Genomic DNA, 7,640 nt, shown 5'->3' on the forward strand with positions numbered 1-7,640 from the left:
CGTCGGCGCCGGCGTCGTGTCGAAGATCACCGAGTAAAAGGCCTCAAGCCGCGAGCCTCCGCGAGGCGAGCATAGGCCAAACAAGACAGAACGGCCCCCGGAGCGATCCGGGGGCCGTTTTGCTGTCCGGGGGCTGGCGAATTTCGCGGCCATGCCGAATATGGGCCATGGTTCTCGCCCTGCTCATGCCCCTCTCGCCGGTCCAGACCGCGCTGGCCGCCCCCGATTGCACCGCCGCCGAGCATCGCCAGCTGGATTTCTGGCTGGGCCGCTGGACGGTGGTCGAGACCAGCACCGGCGCACATGCGGGCGAGAGCGTGATCGAGCCGATCTATCGGGGCTGCGCCATTCGCGAGACCTTCGAGAGCCCGACGGGTTTCGTGGGAGGCAGCACCAATCTCTGGGACCGGGCGGCCGGGGAATGGGTCCAGTTCGGCACGGGCTCGACCGGCGCGCGCATGCTGTTCACCGGGGGCTGGGACGGCGAACGAATGTCGCTGTTGACCAGCCAGACGCGGACCGGCCGGCCGCCCCTGCTGATCCGCATGAGGCTTCAGCCCCTGCAGGACGGGAGCGTGCGCCAGTGGTCGGAGATGTCATCGGACCACGGAGAGACCTGGCGGCCCCGCTACGACTTCACCTACCGCCGGGCCGGCTGACGGCCGCTCAGAGGAATCGCACCTCGACCCCGGCCTTCACGGCGGAGGCGAGCTGTTCGGCGTCCCAGTTGGTCAGGCGGACGCAGCCGCTGGAGACGGTCTTGCCGATTTCCGCCGGCGCCGGGGTTCCGTGGATGCCGTAGGTGTCCCGCGAGAGGTCGATCCAGACCGAGCCCACCGGGTTGTTGGGCCCCGCCGGCACGACGACCTTGCCGCCGCCGTCGCCGTAGCTGACCCGCGACGGGTCATAGGTGTAGTTGGGCTCCGGCGCGATCGCCCGGACCGTGTGACGGCCCGAAGGGGAGGGGGTTTCGCCGCTGCCGATGGTGGCGGGATAGAAGGCCAGCAGCTGCCCGTCGGCGTCGAAGGCCCGCACCGAGCTTTCGTCCTTGTCGACGACGATCCGCGCCACCTCGCCCTGCAGGCCGGACGGCCCCGTCGCGGCCACGACGATCCTCTGGCCGGCGCGGCCGAAGTCGACGCCCGGGTTCAACGCGTCCAGCAGGGCCTCGCTCATGTGGAATTTCTCTGCCAGCGCCTCACGGGCGTCGGCGTAGCCGACCGTCTCCAGCCGGGCCATGGCCTCGACGTCCTCGGGAACCGCGCCGATGAAGGGGCCGGCGGCATCCGCTTCGGTGATTGTATAGTCGGCCAGCACCGGGCGGCCGTCGCCGGCGGCGAGGCGTTCGAACACCGCCGCGTCCAGCGCCCCGTCGACCGGCAGATCGTGGGCTTCCTCAAAGGCGGCGATGGCCTGACGGGTGTTCTCCCCGCCCAGTCCGTCGACGATCCCGGGCGAGAAGCGGGTGCGGTCGAGCAGAATCTGCGCCCGGACCACGGCTGGGTCGGGCTTGGTCTCCCGGGCGAGGGCCGGCTCCGCCGCGTCGCCGCCGGCCGGCGCCGCAGTCTCGCCGGAGGGGGCGGACGGCGCGGCGCCAGGGGTTTGGGCCGCCGCCGGCGGGCTGAAGGTCGCGGTTTCGATCGACTGACGCAGCCGGGTCGCCGCCTCCGAGCCGGGAGCGCTCGCCTCGACGACGCGCGGCTCGGGCGCGTCGTCGCCACAGGCCGCGGTGGCGAGCAGGGGCAGGGCGGCGAACAGGGCGAGGCGGCGAACAGTCATGGGCAGGCTCCGGCACAGTGGACCAGAGCAACCCCGCAAAAGGCCCCCCGTTCCACTCAGCGGAGCGCGGCGGCCAGTCCCTCGGCGGTGACCTCGGCCCAGCAGGCGTAGCCCGCGTCGTTGAGGTGCAGGTCGTCGGGGCCGACGCCCCCCCGCTCGAGGTCCGTCCAGGCGCCCATGGCGGAGAAGCGATGCAGCACGGCGTAGCCGACCCGGCCGCCCTCAAGGTCGATCATCCGCGCCGTCTCGCCCAAGGCCGGATTGCGGCCCCGGAACGACGGATTGACCGTTCCCTCTGGCAGGCGCTGCGGGTCGATCAGCAGAACGTCGACGCCGGCGCGATCGAGCACATCTTCCCCGCGCCGGAAGTCCGCGAAGAAGTCGTCCATCGGCCGGTCGCGCAGCACATCGTTGGTCCCCAGCTGCCAGATCACAAGATCAGGCCGCCCCGCCGCGATCTCCCGGGGCAGGCGGTCGGCGGTCTCCTTCGCGGTCTCGCCGCCTATCCCCTTGTTGATCACCGTCACCTCGACGCCCGGCAGCCGCCGTTCCAGTCCGGCTTCCAGCAGGGGAACGAAGCCGAGGTCAGGCCGGCTGGCCCCGACCCCCTCGATCGAAGACGAACCCATGGCGAGGATAGTCAGGTTTCCCGCCGCCACCCCCGCGCGGCTGCGGCCGAGGCCGCCGTTGGCCGCGACGTGATCCGCCGTGACGGGACAGGCGGCAGGCGCGGTCTGGGGCTGTGCGGGGCGGGCGAGAGCGGGAGAGGAGGCGGCGAGGAAGACGAGGGCGATGGCGGCGGCGGACTTCAAGGGTTGGGCTCTCCGGTGGCGGGGTCGGTGGCGGTCTCGCCGCTGTTGCTCGAGCCTTCCGAGCCGGGGGACTCCTGGGCGGGTCGAGGCGGCTCGCCATCGCGGGGCGGCGTGCGCTCTTCCTCGTATTCGTTCTGGCGTCCGGGCGGACGATCGGTCGGGGAGGAAGGCGACATCAGGGGCTCCACTGAAGGACGGGATGGACGCAAAGGCAACGCCTGCGCGGCGCGAGGGCTCCGCAGCAACTCATTCACCAATCCTCTAAACCGTACTGAAATGGCCCCGGGCGCAGTCTGCCAGCGACCAACAGGACGCGGATCGGGACGAATGAACGAGGCGCTGGAGATGGAGATCATCCGGCCGGATGCGTTGCGTCCGGAGGATCGCGCGGCGTGGGACGCCCTGCGTGCGACGGAACCGGGCCTCGATCATCCCTATCTCGATCCCCGTTACACCCTTGCAGCGGGGGCTGTTCCGGGTGCGGCCGTGGCGGTCTTCCGGCGCGGCGGCCGCGCCGTCGGCTTCTTTCCGTTCCAGAGGCGCGGGCGGCTGATCCAGCCGCTGGGCGCGCCTCTGACCGACTATCACGGTGTGATCGCCGCCGCCGCCGAGGGGCTGGATCCCGCGACCGTGGCGCGGCGGCTGGGGGGCGTGCTGCGCGTCGGCGGCTGGTTGTCGCCCGCGGGCGAGGTTCCCGGCTTCATCGTCCGCACCCGTCTGGCCACCGACGTCACCGGCGGGCGCACCGCCCTCGCCGCCCGGCTGGAGGAACGGAGCCACCGCTTCTTCAAGAACATGCGCCGGCTGCGCCGCGGCTTCGAGCGCGAGCACGGCGAACCGATCTTCACCTGGGATGAACGGGACCCGGCGGTGCTGGACTGGATCATCGCCCGCAAGCGCGAACAGTACCGGCGCTCGCGACGACACGACGTCTTCGCCTGCGGCTGGACCGGAGACCTGCTGCGGACTCTGATGGAGACCCGCAGCGCCGACTTCGGCCTCCACCTCGCCAGCCTGCGCACGGCGGCGGGCGAACTGGTGGCCGCCGAGGCCTCGCTGGAGGACGGCCGCACCCTGCACCTGTGGTTCCCGACCTATGACGCCGCCTTCGCCCGGCACGGCGTCGGCACCCTGCTGACGCGGCTGGAGATGGAGGAGGCGGCGGAGCGCGGCTACCGGAGCGTCGATTTCGGGGCCGGGGACGAGGGCTACAAGACGGCGCTGGCCGAGCCAGCCGGGGTGGTGTTCGAGGGCGTGGCCGAGGGGCCGCGTCCCGACCTGACCCGCATGGCGGGGCGGCTGATGGCGGGCGGGCCGGGCCCGCTGCGCCGGTTCGAGCTGAGCCTGAGCCGTCGGTTCGACATCATCAACGCCTGCGAGACTCGCGCCGCCGACTGGTGGGCGGGCGCGGCCGGGGCCGCCGCCGCCGCGGCGCGCAAGAGTCTGGGAGCCTCAGCATGAGCGAGCGCCTGATCCCCGCCTTTGACGCCGCGCGCCGGGACGCCTTCGGCCGCACGCCGATAACCTACGCCCACCGGCTGCTTGAGACCGGTCTGTTCGAGGACGAGGCGCTGGCGCGGCAACTGGAGCGGCACCCGGCCGAGCTGTTCGACATCAACATCTTCCACTACGACGCCGACGACCAGGCCATGCTGCAGACCGGGACCAAGGGCCGGCGCGGCGGGGCGGCCCTGCTGGAGGCCGCGAAGGCCGGGCGGATGTGGATCCAGATGCGCCGCATCCAGGACCACTGGCCCGAACTGGCCGAGGTGATGCGGCGGGCCTTCGCCGACCTGTCCGACCATGTGCCGGGCTTCAGGCCGGTGCAGGTGACCGGGCAGCTGATCCTGTCGGCCCCGTCGGCCAAGGTGCCGTTTCACGCCGATCCGCCGGGGGTGACGCTGTTCCACCTGCGCGGCGAGAAGCGGATCTGGGTCTATCCGGTCGACGAGACCCATATGCCGGCCCGGTCGATGGAGAACATCGTGCTGGAGCAGCAGACGGAAGACCTGCCGTACCGGCGCGACATGGACGCCGCCGCCGAGGTGTTCGACCTGAAGCCCGGCATGGCGGTGGCGTGGCCGCTGCACGCGCCGCACCGGATCGAGAACCAGGGCAGTTTCAACGTCTCCCTGTCGTGCGACTACCAGACCTGGCGGTCGCGGATGACCAATGGGGCGCATTACACCAACGGCGTGCTGCGCCGCTGGGGCGCCCCGGTGCTGCCGGCGGACCGGGCGCCGATCGCCGCCCGGGCGGCGCTGTGGGGGGCGTCGATGGGGCTGAGGCGGCTGGGTCTGGTCCGGACCCGGCTGGAGTCCTACGAGCGGGCCTTCGAACTCGGCGACGAACCGCCGCCGCCGGACAAGGGCCTGATCTCGCCCCTGGCCATGCGCTGAACGCCCAAGGCGGCGGGCGACAGCGGCCCCCTCTTTCTTACAATGAGGTCATGACCTCGATTTAAAGTGACTCGGCGGGGGCCCGGTCGCACCTTCCCGGCACATTCCGGAGAGGGAACCCCATCATGAAACCCATCCTGCTGACCGCCGCCGCCGCCGCCGCGTTCACCGCCGCTGTCGCCGACCCGGCCCTGGCCCGGTCCGGCCCCGAGGTCGAGATTGAACACGCCGTCGCCCGCGTCGTGGTCATCGTCGAGGATCGCGCCGACATCGGCGTCGAGATTCAACAGGGCGCCTCGCGCCTTCCGGCCCTTCGCGTCGAGCGCAGCAGCAACGGCGATGTACGCATCGACGGCGGCCTCGGCCGCCGCCTCGCCGGGATCCGTATGGGCGACAGCCTCCGCAACTGCCGCTCGGGCCCGGATCGGACCCGGCCGGGGCAGGGGGCCTCGGTTGAGGTCCGCAATATCGGCCAGGTCGATCTGGACGACGCGCCGCTGATCGTCATCCGCTCGCCGCGGGAAGTGAACATCGACGCCGGCTCGGCCGTCTACGGTTCGATCGGCCGGGGCGCGACCTCGGTCGAGATGAGCAACGGCGGCTGCGGCGACTGGGTGATCGCCAACACCGACGGCCCCGTCGACGCGTCGATGGGAGGCTCGGGCGAACTGACCGTGGGAACCTCCCGGTCGCTGGAGGCCAATCTCGGCGGCTCGGGCCGGCTCACGGCCGGCGCCACCGGCGCCCTTGATCTGAATATGGGCGGTTCCGGGGAAGCCATGATCGCGGCGGTCGATGGCGATACCGATATCGCGATCGGCGGTTCGGGGGAGGTCAGCATCCGCCGCGGCCGGGCCCCGAACCTCGACATCGCCATCGGCGGCTCGGGCGACATCGACTTCGGCGGCGTCGCCGGCGACGTCAGCGTCTCCATCGCCGGCTCGGGCGACGTCCGCATCGCCGAGGCGACCGGCGCCGTCAGCCGCAGCGTGGTCGGCTCGGGAGACATCCGCATCGGCCGCTAGCCTCGGCGGCCGCTGCAGGCAGAGAAGGCCCGGGAGCGTGGAACCCCCCGGGCCTTTTTTGCGTCCGCCGTTCAGACCGTCGCCCAACGAAAAGCCCCGGCGGATCGCTCCGCCGGGGCTCTGTCGTTCCGACGTTCGGGACGCTTACAGCGAGCCGAGGATACCCATCACTCCCGAACCCGGCAGAGCCGCGCCGGCGCGGTCGCGCGCCTGCAGGCCGCCGCCGAAGCTGTAACGCAGGCCGACGGTCCAGGTGTCGACGTCCAGGTCCTCGATGTCCGAGTGCGACAGGCCGGCGGTCACCGAGAACGGCGACCTGGCGATCACGTACTCGGCGCCGACGCCGTAGGTGAAGCCGTCGACATCGGCGTCGTCGATGGTCATCCACGACACGCCGGCGTTCAGGCGCAGGGCTTCCGTGACGTAGAAGGCCGCGTCGCCGCCGACCGACCAGACGTCCAGATCGACGTCGTCGGCGGTGGTGTACGCCACGACGCCGGTCAGGGTCGCCTTGGACAGGTATTTCTGGACTTCGACGCCCGCCGTCAGGGCGGTTTCGTCAGCGACGTCGGCGGCGCCGACAAAGCCGCCGAAGCGCAGGTCCGACCCGGCCATGGTGGTCAGGTGGGCCGTGCCGGCCAGGGTCGTGTCATCGCTGGAGCCGTCGTCGAACTGGCTGGCGTTGGCGGCGACGGTGACGGTCCACTCGCCGAAGGCCGGCATGGCGACGACGCCGTCGATGGCATAGGCGTCGGAATCGGCGCTCAGCCCGCCGAGCTCGGCTTCCGAGTTGCCGTAGGTGACGCCGACCGAACCGATCGGGCCGTCCTGGGCCAGGGCGGGAGCCGCGGCGAAGGCGGCGAGGGCGGAGGTGACGAGGAGGAGAGACTTCATTTTTTCTTTTCCTTGCAGACCGCGGCCGGATTCGCCGCGGCGGACCGCTGCGGTATCAGCGGCCCGGACAGCGTTGCCATTACAAAGCCGTCACACATGGGCGGCATGGTCACCGTGTGGCGGAGCTGACACGCATTGTGGCCTTGCGGTGACAAAGTGACGGACGGATAACGGCGCTACCTCAACGAACGGTCATGAGACCGCCCGGATCGCCTTCGACGGGCCTCACCAAGTCGCCGTCATGCTTTCGCCGCTTGACGGAAGCGGAATCGATCTGCATAAGCGCCCACTCTTGTTGGACCGGCTGTGCACCTCGCTTGAGTTTGTGGTGCAGACGCGGTCCGCAGGAACGACCTGAGACCCTGTTCTTTGCAGTGACCCAGGACTTCAACGGCCTTCGCGGGAGACTGCGTGGGCCGATCGTTTTTGCGGACGTGCGTACTCTGAAGGCCTCGCGGCCTGAAGACTCCGGTCTTTGAAATGGTTCACAGGGACGCAGGTTCGCCTGCTTGGGAATAGCTACCGATATGGATCAAAGCATCCGCATCAGGCTCAAGGCCTTCGATCACCGCGTCCTCGACTTTTCGACGCGCGAGATCGTCAACACCGCCAAGCGCACGGGCGCGACCGTTCGCGGTCCGATCCCGCTGCCGACCCTGATCGAAAAGTTCACCGTGAACCGCTCGCCGCACGTCGACAAGAAGTCGCGCGAGCAGTTTGAAATCCGCACG

Annotated in this window: 9 protein-coding genes; 5 read left to right on the forward strand and 4 right to left on the reverse strand. The window is 70.6% G+C overall.

Annotation, left to right across the window (positions count from 1 at the left end):
• The first annotated feature begins 167 nt into the window (after positions 1 to 167).
• A complete protein-coding gene (locus tag V6M45_RS07785; protein WP_332655238.1) occupies positions 168 to 659 on the forward strand; it encodes a hypothetical protein in 492 nt (163 codons plus the stop codon).
• 7 nt (positions 660 to 666) lie between these two features.
• On the opposite strand, the gene V6M45_RS07790 is transcribed toward V6M45_RS07785, so the two are convergent.
• The 3 genes from V6M45_RS07790 to V6M45_RS07800 are packed head-to-tail and all read right to left on the reverse strand — an operon-like array spanning position 667 to position 2,767.
• Positions 667 to 1,779, reverse strand: coding sequence for a L,D-transpeptidase family protein (locus tag V6M45_RS07790; protein ID WP_332655240.1), 1,113 nt, complete (start codon positions 1,777 to 1,779; stop codon positions 667 to 669).
• Positions 1,780 to 1,835: 56 nt separating this feature from the next.
• A complete protein-coding gene (locus V6M45_RS07795; protein WP_332655242.1) occupies positions 1,836 to 2,591 on the reverse strand; it encodes an SGNH/GDSL hydrolase family protein in 756 nt (251 codons plus the stop codon).
• Positions 2,588 to 2,767, reverse strand: a complete 180-nt coding sequence (locus tag V6M45_RS07800; RefSeq protein ID WP_332655244.1) for a hypothetical protein — start codon at positions 2,765 to 2,767, stop codon at positions 2,588 to 2,590. Before V6M45_RS07800 ends, V6M45_RS07795 begins: the two co-directional genes overlap by 4 nt.
• A 151-nt stretch (positions 2,768 to 2,918) precedes the next feature.
• On the opposite strand from V6M45_RS07800, the gene V6M45_RS07805 reads away from it, so the two are divergent.
• The 3 genes from V6M45_RS07805 (at position 2,919) to V6M45_RS07815 (ending at position 6,015) form a co-directional block, all read left to right on the forward strand.
• Positions 2,919 to 4,052 carry a GNAT family N-acetyltransferase gene (locus V6M45_RS07805; RefSeq protein ID WP_332655245.1) on the forward strand — a complete coding sequence of 378 codons (1,134 nt, stop codon included), beginning with the start codon at positions 2,919 to 2,921 and terminating at the stop codon, positions 4,050 to 4,052.
• The gene (locus tag V6M45_RS07810) at positions 4,049 to 4,990 is read left to right on the forward strand and encodes a transcriptional regulator (RefSeq protein WP_332655247.1); all 942 of its coding nucleotides are present in this window, start codon (positions 4,049 to 4,051) and stop codon (positions 4,988 to 4,990) included. The genes V6M45_RS07805 and V6M45_RS07810 overlap by 4 nt, the downstream gene beginning before the upstream one ends.
• Before the next feature lie 125 nt (positions 4,991 to 5,115).
• A complete protein-coding gene (locus V6M45_RS07815) occupies positions 5,116 to 6,015 on the forward strand; it encodes a GIN domain-containing protein (protein ID WP_332655248.1) in 900 nt (299 codons plus the stop codon).
• 144 nt (positions 6,016 to 6,159) lie between these two features.
• On the opposite strand, the gene V6M45_RS07820 is transcribed toward V6M45_RS07815, so the two are convergent.
• Positions 6,160 to 6,909: an outer membrane beta-barrel protein gene (locus V6M45_RS07820; RefSeq protein WP_332655250.1), complete on the reverse strand. Its 750-nt coding sequence runs from the start codon at positions 6,907 to 6,909 to the stop codon at positions 6,160 to 6,162.
• Positions 6,910 to 7,436: 527 nt separating this feature from the next.
• Here V6M45_RS07820 and rpsJ point away from each other — a divergent pair.
• Positions 7,437 to 7,640, forward strand: a 204-nt coding sequence (gene rpsJ / locus V6M45_RS07825; RefSeq protein ID WP_332655252.1) for a 30S ribosomal protein S10, incomplete at its 3' end; no start/stop codon positions are given.

The sequence above is a fragment of the Brevundimonas sp. genome, from assembly GCF_036676055.1.
GTDB lineage: Bacteria > Pseudomonadota > Alphaproteobacteria > Caulobacterales > Caulobacteraceae > Brevundimonas.

What these genes read in the sequence shown, in the direction of transcription:
- V6M45_RS07800 (WP_332655244.1), bottom strand. Translation starts at nt 2,767, where the DNA reads ATGTCGCCTTCCTCCCCGACCGATCGTCCGCCCGGACGCCAGAACGAA.
- V6M45_RS07785 (WP_332655238.1), top strand. Translation starts at nt 168, where the DNA reads ATGGTTCTCGCCCTGCTCATGCCCCTCTCGCCGGTCCAGACCGCGCTG.
- V6M45_RS07815 (WP_332655248.1), top strand. Translation starts at nt 5,116, where the DNA reads ATGAAACCCATCCTGCTGACCGCCGCCGCCGCCGCCGCGTTCACCGCC.
- V6M45_RS07790 (WP_332655240.1), bottom strand. Translation starts at nt 1,779, where the DNA reads ATGACTGTTCGCCGCCTCGCCCTGTTCGCCGCCCTGCCCCTGCTCGCC.
- V6M45_RS07810 (WP_332655247.1), top strand. Translation starts at nt 4,049, where the DNA reads ATGAGCGAGCGCCTGATCCCCGCCTTTGACGCCGCGCGCCGGGACGCC.
- V6M45_RS07805 (WP_332655245.1), top strand. Translation starts at nt 2,919, where the DNA reads ATGAACGAGGCGCTGGAGATGGAGATCATCCGGCCGGATGCGTTGCGT.
- V6M45_RS07820 (WP_332655250.1), bottom strand. Translation starts at nt 6,909, where the DNA reads ATGAAGTCTCTCCTCCTCGTCACCTCCGCCCTCGCCGCCTTCGCCGCG.